Source organism: Thermoanaerobacterium calidifontis (assembly GCF_055381745.1).
In genome coordinates this window covers 2,304,393-2,324,867 of the sequence record NZ_AP042436.1, presented here as the reverse complement: position 1 = coordinate 2,324,867, position 20,475 = coordinate 2,304,393, and the positions used below count along the sequence as shown (strand labels likewise).

Sequence of the window (20,475 nt, the reverse complement as noted above, 5' to 3'; positions counted from 1 at the left end):
TAAAATTATTTAAAGCAAAAAAATGAACGAAAACAAAAAATGGTTTAGAGGCGAAATAAAGATGTTTGTAGAATATATATAGCGAAAATATAAACAACAGAAAGGAGATAGTATTTATGAAAACATTTAGGTTATGGCTTGTAGTTGCTTTGATGGTTTTTGCAACTTTTGCATTTGCAGGTTGTGGAAATAGCACAAGCTCAAGCAGCACAGGCTCAAGCAATACAAGTTCAAGTAATACGAGTTCAAGCAATACAAGCTCAAATAGTACAGGTAAGTATTCAAATGTTGGTATAGTGCTTCCAACAAAAGCTGAATCAAGATGGCCAATGGCACAGAAGCAATTCGAACAAGCATTGCCAGGTGCTACAATTCTTTATAGTAACGGAGATACCGCTACTGAAAAAACAAATGTTGAAAGTCTTATATCTAAAGGTGTAAAGGTTCTTGTTATTGTTCCGCAGGATGCAACTGCAGCAGCGGCTGAAGTAAATGAGGCTCATAGTAAAGGTATCAAGGTTATTTCTTATGACAGACTTATAATGAATACACCAAATGTTGACTACTACGTAACATTTGACAGCGTAGCTGTTGGTGCAGCTCAAGCTCAATATTTGGTAGACAACGCTAAAGGTACAGGCAATCACTTGTATTTATACGCAGGCGCTCCATCAGATAACAATGCATTCTTATTCTTCCAAGGTGCTTGGAGTGTTCTTCAACCAAAGATCGCTGATGGTACATTTGTAATAGAAAATTCAAGTATTGCTGATTCATTAAAGAACACAGCAACACTGACACACAGCCAATTAGCTCAAATTATAGGTCAGATTACAACAAACTGGGATCCAGCAACTGCTAAGACATTAGCACAAGCTAACTTGGCAAAAGCAAAGGCGGATCAGAAGGGCGTTGTTTATGTTCTTGCTCCAAATGATGATACATCACGTGCTATAACAGATACATTCAGAGCAGACAAAGATGTTACTCAGATTTATTCAACAGGTCAGGACTTTACACAGGCTTCGTTGCAGTACATTCTGGATGGCAAACAGAGCATGACAATTTGGAAATCAGATGCAAAACTTGTTGCTGACGTTAAAGATATAGTTGATTCTATCAGCAACAATACAAAGCCATCATCTATCGTAACAACTTATAACAATGGCAGCACGGACGTTCCTGCAACAAAAGCTCCTTTGATTATCGTTACAAAGGATAATGCTGAAAGCGTTATTAATTCTTCAGGATTGTATAAACTGGATAACGGTAAAGTTACTCCAATACAATAATCGACTGTTTATTATTACGCTATACAATTTGGAAGGGTAGGATAAACTTTTGCTTATCATACCCTTCGACTTTAATTTAGGAGGTGCAAACTCTTGAAAGATGCTGAATACATTCTTGAAATGGATAATATCGGAAAAACATTTCCTGGCGTTAAAGCACTGGATGGTGTAAACTTCAAGGTTAAGCGAGGAGAAATTCACTGTTTGGTTGGTGAAAATGGTGCAGGGAAATCAACGTTGATGAAGATTCTCTCTGGTGTTTACCCATCAGGCACATTTACAGGAAGAATCATTTTAAATTCTACTGAACAACATTTTAGAAGTATTGAAGATAGTGAAAAAGCAGGAATTGCTATAATACATCAGGAGCTTGCTTTAATACCGGAACTCACAATTTATGAAAACATATTTTTGGGACATGAAATCAAAAAAGGTCCGTTTATAGATTGGAATGAAACGATTATTAAAGCCAAAGAAGTGCTTAAAAGAATTCGCGTAAATATTAATCCTGAAACTAAAGTTAAGGATGTTGGTGTTGGAGTTCAGCAGCTTGTTGAAATAGGCAAAGCCTTAAGTAAAGACGTTAAACTTTTGATTTTAGACGAGCCGACAGCAGCGCTTAGTGAAGTTGATTGTGAGAATTTGCTGCAAATCTTAAGAGAATTAAAGAAACAAGGCATAACATGTATAATGATATCGCATAAATTAAAAGAAGTTATCTCTATTGCCGACACAATCACGGTTTTAAGAGATGGAAAGACAATTACGTCGATTGATGCTACTAAACGCAAAGTTGAGGAAAAAGAAATAATTAAGTATATGGTTGGCAGAGAGATAGAAGACATTTATCCAAAGAGGGAAGATGTTAAATATGGAGATGTATGCTTTGAATTGAAAAATTGGACAGCTTTTGATCCAAGCAAAGGGCGTGAAATTCTCCATAATATTAATTTTAAAGTCCGCAAAGGTGAAATTGTTGGTATTGCAGGGCTTATGGGCGCAGGGCGTACCGAAATGGCCCTAAGCATTTTTGGCAATACAAAGCATTATAATATAAAAGGCGAATTATACGTTAATGGAGTCAAAAAGCATTTAAGTTCTCCTGAGAAAGCCATTAAAGAGAAAATTGTATATGTTACAGAGGATAGAAAAGGGAATGGCCTCGTATTGATTCAAGACATAAAATTTAATATAACTCTTTCCAATCTCAAGCAGTTACTGAATGGGCTTTTTATTGATCAACATGAAGAAGTAAATGCTGCCAATAAGTTCTTTAATGAGTTAAATATTAAAGCACGCTCTATCGAGCAAGTTGTTGGGACTTTGTCTGGTGGAAATCAGCAAAAGGTCTCAGTAGCGAAAGGACTTTTTACTTTGCCAGATCTGTTGATTTTGGATGAACCAACTCGAGGAATTGATGTTGGAGCCAAGTTTGAAATATACACAATTATGAATGAACTTGTTAAGAGGGGTATGAGCATCATAATGATTTCCTCTGAGTTACCTGAAATATTGGGTATGAGCGATAGGATATATGTTATGTCTAATGGTACTATGACCGGTGTTATAGACGCCAAGGACGCAACAGAGGAGAAAATTATGGAAATGGCTACGGCCTGATATTTTAAGGAGGGATATTATGAAAGAACTAGGTGTAATTCTTAGAAAAAACATACGTGATTATGGTATGTTTATTGCATTAGCTGTGATTTTCGTTTTATTTACTATTTTAACTAATGGTACGTTTATTTCTCCATATAATATATCAAGTTTGATAAATCAAACAGGTTATATAGCAGTGTTAGCTACTGGTATGACGCTTGTCATTATTGTTCGGCAAATTGACTTGTCAGTCGGTTTCCTTTCAGGCTTTTTAGGAGCTATAGCTGCAATATTGATGATGAATTATCATGTTCCAGCTATTCTCGCAATACTAATTGTACTGGCTTTAGGTGCAGTTATTGGTTTGTTCTTTGGTGTACTGATTGCAAAGGTTGGTATACCTGCGTTTGTCGTAACTCTTGCAGGTATGATATCTTTCCATGGATTATTGCTATTCGCTACTCAGGCAGGCGGTACAATTAACATTACTGATAAATTCTTTAATGAAATAGGTAATGGTTTTATACCAAGTTTCGGAAAAATTGGCGGATTTGCAGTGTCAACTCTTGTAATTGGTTTAATTGGTATAGTATTGTTTATTTATTTTCAGTTTAAGGCTCGGAACACAAAGAAAAAATACAATTTTGAAGTTTTACCTATGCCTTTCTTTATTGCTAAAATCGCTTTTGTTGTTGCCTTGATTGCAGCATTAATACTTGTTTTGGCGATGAATAATGGTATTTCTTGGACATTTGTTATTGTCTTTGTAGTTGTTTCTATATTTACGGTGATATTAAATAAAACAGCATTTGGGCGCCACATTTATGCTGTTGGTGGTAACCCTGAAGCAGCTGAACTTTCTGGTATCAATGTGGCAAATGTTTTAATTTATACATTTGTTATTATGGAAACTTTGACTGCACTTTCAGGAATACTTTTTGCATCAAGAATGCAAAGTGCTTCACCGACAGCAGGCACAGGTTTTGAGCTCTTGGCAATTGCCGGTGCATTTATCGGCGGATGCTCTGCAAACGGCGGTGTTGGTAAAGTTACAGGCTCATTAATAGGTGCTTTAGTTATGGTATCACTAACTAATGGTATGGATTTAATGGGACTTGGAAGTTCTATTCAATACGTAATACAAGGTATAATACTTGTTTTAGCTGTTGTATTTGACATCCTTACACGTCGTTCTCAAGCTGTTGGCTGATTAAATGGTGTCAGTCAATTGAGTAGAGCTTAATAATTATTTTATTCAGCGTCATCAAAGTATTTACTTATAATGATCGTTTTGAGTATTTGGCTATTGGATATTCTCCAGTAGCCTTTTCTTATATTGGCGTATGCCTATGCTTTTTGTCTTTCTACTCCTAATTTTGTACTTTTTCAGTCACGGTAGTGCTTTTTTACATTTGCAGCAAACCATACCAAGTTTGGCAATGGCGTTATGCGATTGGTGGAAACAAAAAAGCTGCAGTGTAGTTATTGTTCTTGTCATCGCAGTATTGGTAGATATTTCCCTAAAAAGAGGAAAAAATTATGATGCTTTAAATTGTTGAAATTGTGTATTATAATTGAATAAAGAGTTTTTATTGAAAGTGGGGGAGCATGGTGGGTTTCGAAGATAGAGTTTCAAGACGTGCAAAATCTATAGAGATATCTACAATAAGGTATTTTTTTAATATGGCAAAAGAAGTGCCTGGCGCCATATCGCTGACGATTGGGGAGCCGGATTTTGTTACACCAAGGCACATAATCGATGCAGCGTATGTCTCATTGTTAGAAGGCAAAACAGGATATACTGTAAATGCTGGGCTTATAGAATTAAGGCAAGAGATATCAAAATATCTTAAAAGAAGTTGCGATGTAGATTATAAGCCTGACGGTGAGATACTCGTCACAATCGGTGCGACGGAGGCTATTTACATAGCACTGAATACTCTTGTGGAAGATGGTGACGAAGTTTTGATACCTGAGCCGTCATTTGTGGCTTACGATCCATGTACGAAATTGGCTGGTGGCAAATCTGTTTTTGTCCCTACATATGAAAAAGATAACTTTGTCTTAAAAGCAGATGTATTAGAAAAGTATGTGACAGATAGATCGAAAGTTTTGATTTTGCCATATCCCAATAATCCAACAGGAGCTGTCATGCCTTATGAGGAAATGGTGAAATTGGCTGAGGTAGTATTAAAGCACGATTTGCTGGTTGTGACGGATGAGATATACTCTGAACTGGTTTACGATGGCTTTAAGCATGTAAGTTTTGCATCACTGCCTGGAATGTGGGAAAGGACTGTTTTGATAAATGGTTTTTCTAAGTCTTATGCCATGACAGGATGGAGGCTGGGCTATATAGCCGCACCGGAGTATTTTGTAAAGCACATGACAAAGATACATCAGTACGATGTCACGTCAGCATCCACCCAATCGCAATATGCAGGTTTGGAGGCTTTAAGAAACGGCGATGATGATGTGAAATTCATGCGGGAGAAATACGATGAAAGAAGGAAATTTTTGTACGCAAGCTTAATTGATATGGGCTTTAAGTGCTTTGAGCCTAAAGGAGCATTTTACATATTTCCATCGATTAAAGAGACTGGACTAACCTCATTGGAATTTGCCAAAAAGCTTTTATATGAGGCGAAAGTTGCAGCAGTGCCAGGAAGCGCATTTGGTGAGCATGGCGAGGGATACATAAGAATGTCTTATGCCACATCCATGGAAAATCTAAAAGAGGCGGTAAAAAGGATAAGGGAGTTTATGAAGGAATTTTAGGAAAAACCATGGGATCTTTAAGGTCCTGTGGTTTTTTAATTATTTTTTAATAATTTCGACATTTGCCTGAAAATAAAATATGATATAATATGATATGGTATAATATTAGTATTAAAATTTTTTTGAGGGGATATGTTATGGAGAATAATACACAACTTAGGCGTAGTGATAGAAATAAAAAGAAAAAAAGCAAAAAAAGCGCCTTTAAGAAAGCCTTCAATGTTGTGCTGTGGGGTGTCATTATACTGATTTTGATAGGTATTGGCGCTGTTGGCGGTAAAGTTTTAGCTATAATAAAAAACACGCCTCCACTGTCGCAGGATGCTTTGACGAAGATGAAACAGTCGTCCATAGTGTACGCTAAAAACAGCGATGGAAGCTGGAGCCAAGCTGCGATTTTACACGGTTCTGATAACAGACTTTGGGTTTCTATAGATAAAATTCCTGAAAACTTGCAAAATGCCGTTGTGGCCATAGAAGATCAGAGGTTTTACAAGAATAATTTAGGCATTGATCCAAAGAGGATAATTGGTGCACTTTTAGTTGACATAAAGGCCGGTGGCAAACCTGTGGAAGGTGCCAGCACCATAACGCAGCAGCTTGTCAAGAATACTATGCTTACAGATGAAAAGACATTGACGAGAAAGATTCAAGAGGCTGTATTAGCATGGCAATTAGAGCAGAAGTACACGAAAAAGCAGATACTGGAAGCATATCTTAATACCATTTATTTAGGCGGTCCACATATAAATGCGTATGGTGTTCAAGCAGCAGCCCTTCAGTATTTTGGCAAGGATGTAAGCCAGTTGGACCTTGCAGAATGTGCTATGCTGGCAGGCATTACCAACAATCCTTCTATGTACTCGCCTGATTCCAATATACAGCAAGCGACGGAGAGGCAGCACCTCGTTTTGAGTGAAATGTTGAAACAGGGCTTTATCACTCAAGAACAGTACAATGCTGCCATAAATGAAAAGCTGCATTTTGTCTTTAAAAATCTTAATTTGTCTACGTATAGTCACGGCTATTTTATAGATCAAGTCATAAATGATGCTACAGATGCTCTTGTCAAAAAACTTGGCATAACTAAATCTGAAGCATTAAATGAAATATACAATGGCGGTCTTAGGATATATTCAACAATGGATCCAAATATACAGACGGTAATGGAAAATGCGTTTAAAAATCCAAAGCTTTTCCCTGTAGATCCGACTACAAAAGAGGCTGTACAGGGTGCGATGGTAGTTATAGATTGGAAGACTGGAGAAATTAAGGGTATTGTAGGTGGTAGAAATACAAATGACTTTAAGTATGTCACAAGAGGTATAAGCTTTGCTGACTCAAAGAGACAGCCAGGGTCATCTATAAAGCCTTTGACCGTTTATGGACCTGCATTACAAAGCGGGCTTACTGCTGCTACAGTTGTAGATGACGTTCCTACCACATTTACGCTTCCTGGTGCAAAACCTTATACACCTCACAACTATGAAAGCAATTATTACCATGGGTTAGTTACATTAAGGGAAGCAATTACAGATTCGTTGAATGTGCCTGCTGTTCAGGTTGTCAATAAGATAGGCATAAATGTCTCCGCAAGTTACGGAAAAAAATTTGGCCTTGACATAACTAAAAACGATATGTACCTTCCAGCATTGGCATTAGGTGGTTTAAGTCAAGGCATTACGCCTATACAAGAAGCGGCTGCTTATGGAGCAATAGCCAATAAAGGCATGTATATAAGCCCTATTACTTTTACAAAGATTACAGACTCTACAGGGAAAGTATTGGTAGACAATAAACCTGAAGAACATGTGGTGCTAAGTGAGCAAAATGCTTATATATTGAGAAGCATGATGATGGATGTTGTAGACCATGGGACAGGTACTGCTGCGAAGCTTTCAAATATGGATGTAGCAGGTAAGACAGGCACATCTGAGAATTCAGGCAACATTTGGTTTTCAGGTTTCACGCCTTACTACGTTGGCACTGTGTGGATGGGTTATCCATCATCAAATAATCCTGTGAAAAATTACGGTGTGCCGCAGGTAGGCGGTACTTTCCCGGCTCAGATGTGGAGGACTGTCATGGCACAAATACATCAAAATCTTCCACCAACACATTTTACAGATAAACCATCTGGAATAGTATATGAGACGGTCTGCAAAGATTCTGGAGAATTGCCGACTGATTTGTGTAGACAAGATCCGAGAGGGGACAGGACATATACTGAGATGTTTGCTGCAGGCACACAGCCTACAGAGTATTGTACTGTTCACGTATCAGCCCAGATAGATACATTGACAGGGAAACTGGCATCTTCATGGACGCCGCCTTTCCTTGTGAAACAAGAGGTGTTTATCAATCCGCCAGGAAGGACGCCAGAGCAGAATGCGTACGCTGCCGATGGCAAATACGTATTGCCTACACAGTCGGACAGTGGAAGCGATGTATTGCCGGGAAATAATCAGAATGACAACGGAGCACAAACTGGGAATCCATCGACAAATAGTGGCGATACTACTGCTCCGACAAATGGCACGGAACCGGGAAACACGAATACTGAAAATACGGGACAAAACAGTACATCCGGCAATGGCGGGCAAAGCAATAGTAGCGGTACAAATAGCAGTAATGCTAATAGCAGTGGACAAGGAAATTCTACCACGAATCAAAAGGGCATTGGAAATATAATAAACTCTATACTTGGCCACTAAATCATAACCACTATACTTAGTAGTGAATAAATGTGGTATTGGCACATCTATTTTGTGCATGCCATTTTATCTCGTTTATTAGCCATTAAATCACCTTTCCTTTTGTTATATAGTAGCTTGAACAACTCTATAATAACGGAAAGGTGATTTTTTGTATAACTCTTGTCACGCACCTGCATAGTAGGTGTTTTTTTATTTCGCTGGCTTTGGAAGCTCAAGTAATTTCCCTATTGTGAATAATGTATCAACTCATAGGAAAAAATTATTGAAGGAATATTGAAAAGTCTGTAGAAATATATAGTTAGGGGGCGAATACTATGAAAAGTATGGATTACTTAAAAGAGCTTTCGAGGTTTGAACACCGTGGTTCAGCCACAAAGAATGAAAGAAGGGCAGCAGACTACATCGCAGAAAAGCTTAAAATTTTAGGCTATGATGTGGGTGTACAGGAATTTAAAACGACACGAGACAATCTTTACATTTTGCCTCTTCAGTTTGGTATCCTTCTTTTCATTATGGGATCGGCATCGCTTGTATACGATAAATTTTTAAATGTCGTGGAGTTTTTAATTTCCATTATTGCAGTATTTTTGCTGGTTTTAGAGCTAAGCGGCAGGTCTTTTGAAACAAGCATAATGCCTAAACACAGATCTAAAAACGTATTCACAAAATTCGAAAAAAACGACAAAAAGAAGATAATTATATCTGCCCACATTGATACTCAAAAAGGCAGCCTGATGTTTAGTCCCAAAATTGTTGGCAGATTAAAAATGATTTTTAACGTTGGCTATGTGGGATTTGCTTTGATACCATTAGGTATCGCATTTAAAGTGATGAACATTTCTTTTGTATCAAACGTTTTATTGGGGTTAGGCATACTTATAACATTTGCAATGGTCGTGTTTTTGCTTATATGCCAGTTAGGTGGAAAGTACACAAACGGCGCTAATGACAATGGTTCTGGTGTATCTTTGGCATTAGCAATTGCAGATCACTATGCAAATAACATGGATAAATTTCCGGACGACGTGCAACTAATTTTCCTCTTTACAGGCAGCGAGGAGACTGGCGAAAGGGGAATGAAATATTTCTTAAAAAAATATAGAAAGTTGTTAAGTGGTGATACACAGTTTGTAATACTGGATAATCTTGGGGCAGGAAAGTTGACATACCTTGAAGGAGAAGGTATGTTAATATACAGGAAAGCAGGCAAAATGCTTTTAGATGTTGTAGATCTTATGGCAAAAGAGTATCCAAAAAATACGGTTCAGAGAAGGAAAAACTTGCTTTTGCCCACAGATGCACTGCCTGTCTTAGCAAGTGGATTCGACGCTATAGCGTTTTTATCCATGGATGAAGACGGATCTATAAAAAATTATCATTGGTTTACAGATACTATAGAAAACGTTGATTCAAAGCTTTTAAGGTATGAAGAAAGCTTTTTGATAGAATATGTTTTAAGGGTTTCAAATAAGATGACCAATTTAAAAAATGTTGAAGCAATTGAGTAGGAGTAGGTATGTACCTACTCCTTTGATTTATTGAAATAACCTGTCAAGATGAATATTAAAAAGATGGATAGTATTCCACCGATTATAGCAGTAGCTAACTGCGGGAATGTAAAGGCTGCTGCAATTTTTTGCGGTACTTTTACGCCAAACATTACGAGAATGTACTTTACGGAAGCTGCCAGCCATAAAAACTTTACAACTGCCCCTGTTATCATGCCTATGATGTTGTTTTTAATAGCCGAGAAAAGCACTACGTACAGTGCATTGCCAATCATTATAAATGGTATAAGCATTGGAAATCCCATAAGTCCTACTAAAAAAGCGATGATTGGCGTCAAAAGCCCTATTGTGATGCCAGACCAGACACTTACAAAGTAAGCCGATACAATAAGCATCGCATTTACGATTGAGCCTGTTACAAGCTGTGGCATCTTGATAAATTGTACGATTATAGTCAATGCCAGTAAAATAGCTGTTCTTGTTATAAATTTTGCGTCAAATTTTTTGGGTGATGTGCCATTTACCATAATATCACCTCCAACATCAATCTATTTAACTATATTTTAACACTATAGTGTAATGTTGTTAAGCAATTATCAAAAAAGTATTAAAAACATTAATTATGTATTAAATCTCCCTTAAAGCCATTGACGAAAGGCATTGCATAAGGTTATCATTTGTGTGGGGGAATAAATAAAAAATTGGAGGATTGATTATGAAAAAATACATCTTATTGATAACACTTGTTGTTGCTGTATCGATTTTTGCCGGATACCTGCTTTACAATAATTCTAATACAGCACAAAGAAGAAACCAACAATCGCAAAGCCAAAAAACTGCAACAAATGATAATTCAACTTCTGATAATAATGCAAAAGATGAAAATAAGAGCAGCAATGATAATAATAATGGCAATAGTGATAAACGAGATCAGAATCCTGTTGTAGACAATCGCAACGTTGGTTTGTTAAATCAGATAGTAAGCCTTGCTAAAGAAGGTAAAGTAATAAACTGCGATTTTGTCACAGGTAAAACTACTATAGATGACATAGAAAAGGTGTATGGAAACCCTGACAAGCAAGAGTATATTTCATCTGCAAAGGGAACTTATACGACTTTTACAAAGAAGGATCTTGTATTTGGATTTAATAAAGGAATGCAGGTTTTTGAGACAAGGTCATTTGATCCTAGATTACAAGCCATTTCAAGAAGCGATATTGAAAATGTATTGGGAAAAGCCTTGTATAAAGCCACTATAAGCGGCACTACAAGCCAAACTGTTTTAGGATATACGATGAATTCTGACTACAAGCTTGAATTTGTCATATCAGATACGACAAATCTTGTTGACCATGTAAATGTGCTGTATCCTGCGGCAACAGTTAATTCTATGGCAGACGATCCAGGTCGCCAATGGTGATTTATCATATTGCATTTTAAGAGCATTTGTAATAAAATATTGATAAATATATATTGATAATGCAATGATGTGGAGTAGTAGGCTAAGACTTTTTCAGAGAGCCTTATGACGGTGGGAAAAGGCATTGTGTTAGCTGAACTCGCCATTGAGCATGCATATTAAAAGTATGCACGGTTGTACCGTTATATGAAACAAGTGGGCTTGCGTCAAAAAGAGTGGTACCACGGAAGCGTAGCTTTCGTCTCTTTGTGATGTAAAGCCTTTTTTATGCAAAAAAATATTAATAGGAGTGAGAAGATGGCTTATTCAAGGGATATTGATAAAAAATGGCAAAAGAAGTGGGAGGATACAAAACTATACAAGTTTAACCCGGAAAACATTGATAAAAAGCTGTACTGTCTTGAGATGTTTTCGTATCCGTCAGGTGCTAAGCTTCACGCAGGGCATTGGTATAACTACGGGCCTGCTGATTCATGGGCAAGGATGAAAAGGATGCAGGGCTATGAAGTTTTTCATCCAATGGGTTTTGATGCGTTTGGATTGCCAGCAGAAAACTATGCCATAAAGACAGGCATACATCCACAGGATTCTACCCTTCAAAACATAAAGACTATGGAAAGACAGTTAAGAGAGATGGGTGCCACATTTGATTGGGATTATGAGGTTATAACCTGTTTGCCTGATTACTACAAGTGGACACAATGGGTATTCTTACAACTGTACAAGAAAGGTTTGGCTTATAGGAAAAAGGCTCCTGTCAATTGGTGTCCAAGCTGCAAGACAGTCCTCGCAAATGAGCAAGTTGTAGAAGGCACTTGTGAAAGATGTGGCTCTGAAGTCACTAAAAAAGATTTGACACAATGGTTTTTGAAAATAACTGATTATGCAGAAGAACTTTTAGATAAGCTTGATGAGCTGGATTGGCCTGAGAAGACGAAGATGATGCAGAGAAACTGGATAGGAAAATCTGATGGTGCTGAGATAGAGTTTAAAGTCGATGGCAAAGACATATCGTTTAAAGTTTTTACGACAAGGGCTGACACGCTATACGGTGTTACATACGTGGTTTTAGCTCCAGAAAATGAGATAGTAGATCTCATAACGACAGATGAGCATAGAAGAAATGTAGAAGAATATAAAGAATACGCCAGAAAACAAAGCGAGATAGAGAGGCTTTCAACGGAAAAAGAGAAGACAGGCGTATTTACAGGAGCGTACGCTATTCACCCTATTACAGGTGAGAAAGTGCCTATATGGATATCCGATTACGTTCTTGCTACATATGGGACAGGCTGTGTCATGGCAGTACCTGCCCATGACGAGAGAGATTATGCATTTGCTAAGAAGTACGACTTGCCAATAAAGAGAGTCATCAAGGGAAATGATGGCGTAGACGACTCACTGCCATTTGTTGAATACGGTATTCTTGTAGACAGCGGTGATTTTACAGGAAGTAAATCAGAAGATGCAAGGATAGAAATAGTGAAGATGCTTGAGAAAGAAGGCAAAGGAGCACTTAAGGTAAATTACAGGCTTAGGGATTGGCTTGTATCAAGGCAAAGGTATTGGGGTGCACCTATACCAATAATACACTGTGAGAAATGCGGACTGGTGCCCGTGCCTGAAAAAGATCTTCCGGTTCTTTTGCCATACAATGTGGAGTTTTCACCGGATGGGGAGTCGCCCCTTAAAAAATCTGAGGAGTTTATGAATACTACATGCCCTAAATGCGGTGGCAAAGCATTAAGAGATCCTGATACACTTGATACATTTGTTGATTCATCGTGGTACTTCTTAAGGTATCCTGACAACAAAAACGACAAAGAGCCTTTCAACAAAGAGCTTATTGATAAGATGCTACCAGTTGACAAATATATAGGCGGTGCCGAGCACGCATGCATGCACCTTTTATATGCCAGATTTGTCACTAAGGCATTGAGAGATTTAGGATATCTGGACTTCGATGAACCTTTTAAATCTCTCATACATCAAGGCATAATTTTAGGGCCTGATGGAAACAAGATGAGCAAATCAAGAGGCAATACAATATCACCTGATGAGTACATCAATGAATACGGTTCAGACGTATTTAGGATGTACTTGATGTTTGGCTTTGCCTTTACTGAAGGTGGCCCGTGGAATGATGACGGTATAAAAGCTATGTCCCGCTTCATACAGAGAATTGAAAGGCTTGTAGATAAATTTATAGAAGACAGAGGCAAAGAAGGCAAAGATGAGATTTCAAAAGATGAGAAAGAGCTTAATTATGTGAGAAATTATACCATAAAGAGCGTCACAGAAGATGCTGAAAAGTTTCAGTTTAATACTGCCATAGCAAGGATAATGGAGCTTGTAAATGCTCTTTATAAATACGATGCTGACGTGGAAATTAAAAACACAAAATTGTACGAGGAAACTATTGCAGATCTTGTAAGGCTTCTGGCGCCGTTTGCACCGCATTTTGCAGAAGAGATGTGGGACAGATTGGGATACACCTATTCTGTTTTTAATCAAAAATGGCCAGAGTACGATGATAAAGCTTTAGTAAAAGATGTTGTTGAGATAGCAATACAAGTCAACGGTAAGGTAAGGGGACGTCTCGAAGTTTCTCCAGACGCGAGTGAGAAGGAAATTCAAGATGCTGCGCTTTCAGCAGAAAGCATAAAACAATACATTGACGGCAAAGAAATAGTTAAAGTCGTAGTTGTAAAAGGTAGGCTTGTGAATATAGTTGTAAAATAGGCAGTGAGAAACTGCCTATTTTTTAATCTTTTTTGTCTACTCCGTTTCCGGCTTCTACTTCGTCTACGATTTCGTCTCTCATGCCATGGATGCTTTCAAGTCTATGGCGATTTTTCTCTTTGATTCTTGCGATTTCTTCTGGAGAAAGTTCTTCAGCGTGCAATTTCAAATAATCTTCAGCTTCTCTGTAATTTTCTATCGTATCGTGAATCATATCCTGCAATTTTCCGACATTATCAGAACGATCATCCGGCTTTGGAGGATTTTTATAACGCCCTTTTCCCTCAGCCATCTCTATCACACTCCTAAAAAGTATTTTTTCAAAATTATTTTTAACTTTTATATTTAATATATGTATTGAAAAAATTAGAAAAGTTTATGGGTATTATAGTATAATAGGTTTTAGACAAAATAATAAAAGAGGTGCTGAAAAATGTATAAAGTGGAAAAATATATGGACAAATTTGAAACATACAAGCTTTATGATTTGAAAAATAATTCCTTTTTTGAAGTTGTGCCAGAGCGGGGAGGAGTTATAACGAAATTTGTATATAATGGAAAAGAGATTTTATACCTTGACAAAGAAACACTGTACGATGCGACGAAAAATTTAAGAGGAGGAATACCGATACTTTTTCCAATCTGTGGGTACCTAAAAGATGAGAAATATACGATAGATGGCAGAGAGTACAACATGAAACAGCATGGTATTGCAAGGCTTTATAAATGGGATGTAGTTGAGACAAATGCTAATGATTCTGCGTCGATAACATTAAAGTTTACAAGCAGTAGCGAGACAAGGAAAATATACCCTTTTGATTTTGAACTTATTTTTAAATATATTCTCAAGAGCGGAATGCTGACAATAGAACAACAATATGTAAATAAGTCAGAGAAAAATATGATATTTTACTCTGGATTTCACCCGTATTTTTATATTGAAAATAAGGGCGATGCCTTAATATCAGTTGATTCAGATGTATGCTATGATGCAATAGATAAAAAGCAGATTGCTTTCGATGGAGAGATTGACTTTAAAAAGACGGAGGTAAATCTTATTTTTGAGCCTAAATCAAATAAGTGTTCTATATTAGATAAAAAAAGAAGTATGAAAATTATTCTTGAATACGATGAAGTTTTTAAATACGTAGTTGTATGGGCATTACACGATAAAGAATTTATATGTGTTGAGCCTTGGATGGCTAAGCCTGACTCCATGAATACAAAGGAAGATGTCAAAATTTTAAAGCCTGGTGATGAGCTAAAAGCAGTGTTTAGCATAAGAGCTTCTATGGAATAATATTTATGGTTGTGGTACATTAACGTTTTGAGTCATTTGCACATAATATAATGTACCACAAGAAATATATTGAGGTGTCAAAATGGATTTGCACTATGCTTTAATAGCTTTTATTTTATTATACATCTTTATTACAGGGTTTCACGACGAAGGAAATCTCATAGCTACGATTATTTCGTCAAGATCTATCGGCATAAGAAGTGCCTTCATAACAGCGTCTTTAGCTCAATTTATCGGGACAGCTACATTAAGCACTACAGTCGCATCCACCATAAGCAAAGACGTGCTTAAGCTTAAATACATTACAATTGCTGGCAATGATCTTTATATCATGATATTTACAGGCTTGCTTGGTGCTGTTGTTTGGAATCTTATCACGTGGTATATAGGTATGCCTTCCAGCTCTTCACACGCATTAGTTGGAGGCATGATAGGGCCTTTCATAATTAAATATGGGATTGATTCTATTAACATCTACGGAATATTGCTAAAAGTCGTAATTCCACTTTTTTTATCTCCTGTTTTTGGATTTTTGATAGGGTATTTGGTGATGTATTCCACAAGCCGTATTTTGAGAAGTGCTGGAGTAAAAGTCAATACTGTTTTAAAAAAGCTTCAATATTTGACTCTCTTTATCTTAAATGCCGGTCAAGGCGCTAATGATGCCCAAAAAGGAATGGGTCTTATATATATATTGACGATAGGAAGTAGTCTCTCAAGAAGCAGTGAATTTCATAACATGATTAAGGTTTTATCGGCTTTTATGATATCCTTTGGACTTCTTTTTGGCGGTCTTAGAATGATTAAAAGCGTTGGAACCAGAATATACAGGGTTAAGCCGTTTCACTCTTTTAATGCGCAGATATCGTCCCTATTCATAGTTATAGCTGCTGCAGTATTTGGACTGCCTACAAGTGGAACGCAGATAATCAATTCTTCTGTACTTGGAGTTGGTGCAAGAGAAAGACCTACTGCTGTAAGGTGGCAGTTTGCAAGAGGCATGTTTGCATCTTGGTTTATCACAATACCGGCATCTTTTGCGATATCTTCAATTTTATTTTTGATTTGGAAAACTGTATAAAGGTGTGGTGCAAATGGGATTGTTTAATTGGCTATTTTCAAAAGGCGTAGATTTTTACAAATTGTTGCAGGAACATTCTGATTTGGCTTTAAAAGGTGTTCAGGCATTGGCTCTATATATGACAACTGGCAAAGATGACGATGGTGAAAAAGTGATAAATATAGAGAAAGAGGCTGACAATAAGAGAAAAGAGCTTATTGATGAGCTTGATAGCACATTTATTACACCTATTGAAAGAGAAGATATATACGAGCTATCCAGTGCCATTGACAATATATTGGATTACTGCGAGACGACAGTAAAAGAAATGGAGATATATGAGCTTAGTCCGACAGCGGAGCTTAGGGAAATGGTGGATGTCATATTGAGAGGTACAGAGCTTATAGATAAAAGTGTTTATAATCTCGATAAAGACAAAAAATCAGCAATGGATTACGCCCTAAAAGCTAAAAAACTTGAAAATGAGATGGAGTCATATTATAGAAAATATCTAGCGGAGCTTTTAAAGAATGATGATATAAAATACATTTTAAAAATGCGGGAGATATACAGACATTTGAGCAATTGCGCCGATAAGATGGACTTGGCTGGAGAAATATTAGGCCATATCCTTGTGAAGGAAATATGAATATTTATACTAAAAGGCATGATAATAAATGCCCATTTTTTATTAAATTATACACAAAATCAACGGATAGTTTAGCACAATATACAAATATTTTTTAATTATTAAAATATATTAGTAATATTAATAATTTATTTTGAATTAATATGCATTTGATGGTATAATTTTTTTAAATTTTGAATGGGGGGATTTAGGTGAGGAAGTTTATTGCATTTCTAATCGTGTCAATTCTTTTGACAGCAAGCATTTTATCAGGTTGTGGAAATACCAGCAACAAGACATCTACTCAAAGCAACTCAAATTCGACTCAGCAAGTCTTGCATTTGAATCTTGGTGATGAACCTCCAATGCTTGATCCAGCAAAATCAACAGATGGCGTTTCATTTCAAATACTTAATGCTGTGTTAGAAGGACTTGTAAGAATAGGCTCTGATGAAAAGCCTAAAGAAGGATCAGGGTTAGCAAAGAGCTGGGATGTATCAAATGATGGTCTTACATACGTGTTCCATTTAAAAGACAATATCAAATGGAGCGATGGAAACCCGATAACAGCTTATGATTTTGAATATTCTTGGAAAAGAGCATTAGACCCTAAAACTGCATCGGAATATGCCTACATAATGTATCCTATAAAAAATGCAGAAGCCTACAATTCAGGTAAGGCAAGTGCTGATTCTGTAGGTATAAAAGCATTGGATGACAAGACACTTAAAGTAGAGCTTCAGGAGCCTACACCTTATTTCTTAAGTTTGACGGCTTTTATCACGTATTTGCCACTTGAGAAATCTTTTGTAGAAAAAGAAGGAGATAAGTTGGCATCGAGTCCGTCTGATTTAATATACAGTGGTCCATTTGTATTGAAGACATGGAACCATGAACAAAACATTGTCCTTGTTAAAAATGATAACTACTGGGATAAGGATAATGTCAAATTAAGCGAGATAGATTTTGACATGGTAAAAGATCTAAATACTGTCGCACAGGGCTATGATTCCGGTCAATATGACGAAATCAATATAAGCGGTGATTTCGTGCCAAAGTATAAAGATCAGGTTAAAGTGCATCCAAATGGTTTTACGTATTTCTTAGGTTTTAATACTTTGAATCCGGTTTTCAAAAATGCTAATATAAGGAAGGCATTTACAATATCAATAGACAGAAAGAGCTTTACAGAAAATGTCTTGAAGGATGGTTCTATTCCTGCTTATGCGTTTGTTCCTAATGGCATCACAGGGTTAAATGGAGATTTCAGAAAAGAAGCTGGTGAAGCTTTATTCAAAGAAGATGCAAATGAGGCGAAAAGCCTTCTTAAAAAAGGCATGGAAGAATTAAATATAACACAGCTTCCAAAGATAACTTTGCTTACAGATGATACTGATGTTGCCAAAAAAGAAGCTCAAGCAATACAGCAGTTTTGGAAAAACAATCTTGGTGTAGATGTTGTCATTCAAAACGTGTCATACAAGATAAGGCTTCAAATGTTTTCAAAGCAGCAATATGATGTTTGCTTGACAAGGTGGGGAGCCGACTACAACGATCCTATGACGTTTTTAGATTTATGGACCACAAATGCTGGCAATAACAATGTGAAGTATTCAAATCCTAAATACGATGAGCTTATCAATGAGGCAAAGTCAACAAATGACAATGCTGTACGCATGGAAAAGATGAAAGAGGCGGAAAAGATATTGATGAATGATATGCCGGTAGGACCATTGTTCTACTCTGCAACGGCTTACGTTCAGAGAGACTATGTAAAAGGTTGGGTAAGGCATTCTGTCGGAGTTGATAGCGACTGGAAGTGGACGTATATAGAAAAGCACTGATTAAAAGGCATTCCACATTGTGGAATGCCTTTTACTTAAGTTTCTTTTCGTAATTTCTGTATATTAAGAAGCCTAATATCAAGAAGAGAAGTGTTCCTCCGACTAATTTGACTTCATACCAAAGAAGGCTTCCTAAATTCATGCCTGCAGGTGGAATAATAGAAAGGATTATTGAGAACAACACGACTAAGAAGCCTATTCCACCGACAAGCCAAGCTCCAAAATTTCCAAATGGAACCTTATAAAGCCTTTTGACATCGGGCTTTTTATACCTTAAGACGATCAGTGCAGAAAACATCACAAGGTATGGTATGAAGTAGAGTATTGATGTCATGGCTGATAAAAGCCAATACGCTGACTCTACAGTAGGAGTCGAAAAAGCCATAAGTATAAGAAGACTTACGATGACTGCCTGCGTAACCATGGCATTTACAGGCGTACCATATTTATCGTGGGACTTTGTAAAGAATTTAGGCATGATGCCTTTTGAGCTTGTGAAGATCATGTTTATTGGGCCTATTATCCATGCATTTATACCGCCAATGCCTCCTATGAATATCAAAAATGCAGCGACGCCTATTAAATATTTTAAGCCAATTTTGTCGAATATGATTTGTATTGCCTGCATTATCCCAGTCGCCAAACCTATTTCCTTTTGAGGAACTATGAAGGTTATGGATATAGTGCCCAGGATATACAATGCTGGTATGATGAAAGCAGATAAAACTATTGCTTTCGGGAAAGTCCTCTCAGGGTTTTGCGTCCTTTCTGCCAGCGTCGGTGCTAATTCAAGCCCTGCGTAAGCAAATATCATGGATGAAAAGAAGACGATATTGCTTAAACTTGATAGATTAGGGAAAAGCGATGGAACCGTGTACGTTGCTTGAATTTTCTGATGAAGCCCTGTAACCCAGTATATAGAAAAACCGATAAGCAGTATTCCCGGTATTATTGTTCCAAAAAGGCCGCCTGCATTTGAAAGCCATTTGCTTAAGCTAAGACCATTGACATTTACAAGCGTTATTATCCAAAAAAGTACAAATATGAATATGGATACGAATCGGTCATTATCTGCAAGCTTAGGGTTCACCATGTAAGCAGCGGTGCTGGCTATGTATATAAGCATAGACGGATAATACACTACATTTGTAAGCCAATATGACCATGACGTTAAGAAGCCGTATTTGTCGCCAAATGCTTCCTTTGCCCATACATACAAGCCGCCTTCATAAGGCCATCCTGTAGATAGCTCAGCTACTGCAAGTCCTTGCGGTATGAAGAACAAAATAGAAGCTAAGACCCACAGCATTATAGAAGATGCACCGTATTTTGCGGCAAGTGGGAGCCATCTTAAACCTATGATTGCCACTACATTCATAAGGACGATGTCACGCACTTTAAGAATCTTTTCTTTTTCCACAGTTTTGCCTCCTTAAAATTTTTTAATTAGCAAAATAATTTTATCATAGAAATATACCTATGTATATATTCTGCAGAAAAAAGAATCTTATAAATTTGATTTACACATGAAGAAGTGTTTTGATGTGTATTATGTTATGATATAATAGCCTTGTAGGAGGTATT

General features: G+C 37.1%; 15 protein-coding genes and 1 other annotated feature. Of the genes, 12 read left to right on the top strand and 3 right to left on the bottom strand.

The annotated features are described in order from the left end of the window. The first annotated feature begins 116 nt into the window (after nt 1–116). The 6 genes from ACZ42G_RS12115 to ACZ42G_RS12090 all read left to right on the top strand — a co-directional run bounded on the left by ACZ42G_RS12115 (nt 117) and on the right by ACZ42G_RS12090 (nt 9,897). Nucleotides 117–1,292 carry a sugar ABC transporter substrate-binding protein gene (locus tag ACZ42G_RS12115; protein ID WP_274893450.1) on the top strand — a complete coding sequence of 392 codons (1,176 nt, stop codon included), beginning with the start codon at nt 117–119 and terminating at the stop codon, nt 1,290–1,292. Nucleotides 1,293–1,412: 120 nt separating this feature from the next. Then, entirely contained in the window at nt 1,413–2,912 is a 1,500-nt protein-coding gene (locus ACZ42G_RS12110; protein WP_206199045.1) for a sugar ABC transporter ATP-binding protein, read from the top strand. Between the two features lie 19 nt (nt 2,913–2,931). Continuing rightward, nucleotides 2,932–4,104 (top strand): sugar ABC transporter permease, encoded by a 1,173-nt coding sequence (locus ACZ42G_RS12105; protein ID WP_085113128.1) that lies wholly within the window; start codon nt 2,932–2,934, stop codon nt 4,102–4,104. A gap of 401 nt (nt 4,105–4,505) precedes the next feature. After that, nucleotides 4,506–5,672, top strand: a complete 1,167-nt coding sequence (locus tag ACZ42G_RS12100; RefSeq protein WP_274893449.1) for a pyridoxal phosphate-dependent aminotransferase — start codon at nt 4,506–4,508, stop codon at nt 5,670–5,672. Nucleotides 5,673–5,809: 137 nt separating this feature from the next. Next, the gene (locus ACZ42G_RS12095; RefSeq protein ID WP_274893448.1) at nt 5,810–8,386 is read left to right on the top strand and encodes a transglycosylase domain-containing protein; all 2,577 of its coding nucleotides are present in this window, start codon (nt 5,810–5,812) and stop codon (nt 8,384–8,386) included. 317 nt (nt 8,387–8,703) lie between these two features. Further along, on the top strand, nt 8,704–9,897 hold the full coding sequence (locus tag ACZ42G_RS12090; RefSeq protein WP_274893447.1) for a M28 family peptidase: 1,194 nt from the start codon (nt 8,704–8,706) through the stop codon (nt 9,895–9,897). A gap of 14 nt (nt 9,898–9,911) precedes the next feature. Here ACZ42G_RS12090 and ACZ42G_RS12085 read toward each other — a convergent pair whose 3' ends face one another. Then, a complete protein-coding gene (locus ACZ42G_RS12085) occupies nt 9,912–10,424 on the bottom strand; it encodes an ECF transporter S component (RefSeq protein ID WP_274893446.1) in 513 nt (170 codons plus the stop codon). A gap of 188 nt (nt 10,425–10,612) precedes the next feature. On the opposite strand from ACZ42G_RS12085, the gene ACZ42G_RS12080 reads away from it, so the two are divergent. Continuing rightward, nucleotides 10,613–11,317 (top strand): YjgB family protein, encoded by a 705-nt coding sequence (locus ACZ42G_RS12080; RefSeq protein WP_274893445.1) that lies wholly within the window; start codon nt 10,613–10,615, stop codon nt 11,315–11,317. A 55-nt stretch (nt 11,318–11,372) separates the two neighbouring features. Further along, nucleotides 11,373–11,566 (top strand) — a binding site (T-box leader). Nucleotides 11,567–11,614: 48 nt separating this feature from the next. After that, nucleotides 11,615–14,059 carry a leucine--tRNA ligase gene (leuS, locus tag ACZ42G_RS12075; RefSeq protein WP_274893444.1) on the top strand — a complete coding sequence of 815 codons (2,445 nt, stop codon included), beginning with the start codon at nt 11,615–11,617 and terminating at the stop codon, nt 14,057–14,059. Nucleotides 14,060–14,081: 22 nt separating this feature from the next. On the opposite strand, the gene tlp is transcribed toward leuS, so the two are convergent. Continuing rightward, entirely contained in the window at nt 14,082–14,351 is a 270-nt protein-coding gene (gene tlp, locus ACZ42G_RS12070; protein ID WP_085111837.1) for a small acid-soluble spore protein Tlp, read from the bottom strand. Between the two features lie 141 nt (nt 14,352–14,492). On the opposite strand from tlp, the gene ACZ42G_RS12065 reads away from it, so the two are divergent. From ACZ42G_RS12065 to ACZ42G_RS12050, 4 genes are all read left to right on the top strand, one after another. Then, nucleotides 14,493–15,359: an aldose epimerase family protein gene (locus ACZ42G_RS12065; protein ID WP_464850581.1), complete on the top strand. Its 867-nt coding sequence runs from the start codon at nt 14,493–14,495 to the stop codon at nt 15,357–15,359. An 82-nt stretch (nt 15,360–15,441) separates the two neighbouring features. After that, nucleotides 15,442–16,440 (top strand): inorganic phosphate transporter, encoded by a 999-nt coding sequence (locus ACZ42G_RS12060; protein WP_274893442.1) that lies wholly within the window; start codon nt 15,442–15,444, stop codon nt 16,438–16,440. Nucleotides 16,441–16,453: 13 nt separating this feature from the next. Beyond that, nucleotides 16,454–17,068 (top strand): DUF47 domain-containing protein, encoded by a 615-nt coding sequence (locus ACZ42G_RS12055; RefSeq protein ID WP_085111835.1) that lies wholly within the window; start codon nt 16,454–16,456, stop codon nt 17,066–17,068. Between the two features lie 191 nt (nt 17,069–17,259). Beyond that, nucleotides 17,260–18,891: a peptide ABC transporter substrate-binding protein gene (locus ACZ42G_RS12050; RefSeq protein WP_085111834.1), complete on the top strand. Its 1,632-nt coding sequence runs from the start codon at nt 17,260–17,262 to the stop codon at nt 18,889–18,891. Nucleotides 18,892–18,922: 31 nt separating this feature from the next. On the opposite strand, the gene ACZ42G_RS12045 is transcribed toward ACZ42G_RS12050, so the two are convergent. Further along, nucleotides 18,923–20,311 (bottom strand): APC family permease, encoded by a 1,389-nt coding sequence (locus ACZ42G_RS12045; RefSeq protein ID WP_274893441.1) that lies wholly within the window; start codon nt 20,309–20,311, stop codon nt 18,923–18,925. Nucleotides 20,312–20,475: the final 164 nt, after the last annotated feature.

Coding starts and splice junctions, on each gene's coding strand:
- ACZ42G_RS12115 (WP_274893450.1), top strand. CDS start 117: ATGAAAACATTTAGGTTATGGCTTGTAGTTGCTTTGATGGTTTTTGCA.
- ACZ42G_RS12110 (WP_206199045.1), top strand. CDS start 1,413: ATGGATAATATCGGAAAAACATTTCCTGGCGTTAAAGCACTGGATGGT.
- ACZ42G_RS12105 (WP_085113128.1), top strand. CDS start 2,932: ATGAAAGAACTAGGTGTAATTCTTAGAAAAAACATACGTGATTATGGT.
- ACZ42G_RS12095 (WP_274893448.1), top strand. CDS start 5,810: ATGGAGAATAATACACAACTTAGGCGTAGTGATAGAAATAAAAAGAAA.
- ACZ42G_RS12090 (WP_274893447.1), top strand. CDS start 8,704: ATGAAAAGTATGGATTACTTAAAAGAGCTTTCGAGGTTTGAACACCGT.
- ACZ42G_RS12085 (WP_274893446.1), bottom strand. CDS start 10,424: ATGGTAAATGGCACATCACCCAAAAAATTTGACGCAAAATTTATAACA.
- ACZ42G_RS12080 (WP_274893445.1), top strand. CDS start 10,613: ATGAAAAAATACATCTTATTGATAACACTTGTTGTTGCTGTATCGATT.
- leuS (WP_274893444.1), top strand. CDS start 11,615: ATGGCTTATTCAAGGGATATTGATAAAAAATGGCAAAAGAAGTGGGAG.
- tlp (WP_085111837.1), bottom strand. CDS start 14,351: ATGGCTGAGGGAAAAGGGCGTTATAAAAATCCTCCAAAGCCGGATGAT.
- ACZ42G_RS12065 (WP_464850581.1), top strand. CDS start 14,493: ATGTATAAAGTGGAAAAATATATGGACAAATTTGAAACATACAAGCTT.
- ACZ42G_RS12060 (WP_274893442.1), top strand. CDS start 15,442: ATGGATTTGCACTATGCTTTAATAGCTTTTATTTTATTATACATCTTT.
- ACZ42G_RS12055 (WP_085111835.1), top strand. CDS start 16,454: ATGGGATTGTTTAATTGGCTATTTTCAAAAGGCGTAGATTTTTACAAA.